Raw genomic sequence first — 493 nt, 5'->3', positions numbered from 1 at the left:
TCAAACTTTTTTCATCTTGAGGAATCGTTAAGTAATCACCTGCTAGATTTGTTACATCTCCATTATTAGAAAAACGAATTCTGTAAAATGCTTTTTCATCTTGGGAAATGATGTCACTTAATTTATGATATTGAGGGCCGTAGACTTCACTAACTGAAGTCAAATTTCCACCAACATCCATCATTGTACTATCAAGATCGCTAGTTTTCGCAAAAGTTATCTCATTAGCTATAGCTTTGTCCAATGCAACTTTTCCAGCATTTGATTCAAACTGTTCTTGAGTGGGACTAAATATTTTATCTTCAATAACTGTATAGTTCTCTTTGTTTTTAAAGAATTCTTCAGCTGTTGGTAATGTTTGAGGATTGTTAGAGTAAACAGTGTACCCTTCTATAATAGCCGTTCCACTATTATCTAAATATGTTTTCTTATAGTAGACAACAGCCTTATCACCATTTTGAAGTGTTTGGTTTCCAACCTTTGCATAAGAAAC

Annotated in this window: 1 protein-coding gene; it reads right to left on the bottom strand. The window is 33.1% G+C overall.

What is annotated here, in order from left to right:
- The coding region (locus SH09_RS16680) for a hypothetical protein (RefSeq protein WP_042740192.1) at positions 1-493 on the bottom strand (493 nt) is incomplete at both ends.

The organism is Staphylococcus gallinarum, assembly GCF_000875895.1.
Taxonomy (GTDB): domain Bacteria; phylum Bacillota; class Bacilli; order Staphylococcales; family Staphylococcaceae; genus Staphylococcus; species Staphylococcus gallinarum.
The sequence above is the reverse complement of the archived record's forward strand: the minus strand, read 5'-3'. Positions and strand labels throughout refer to the sequence as shown.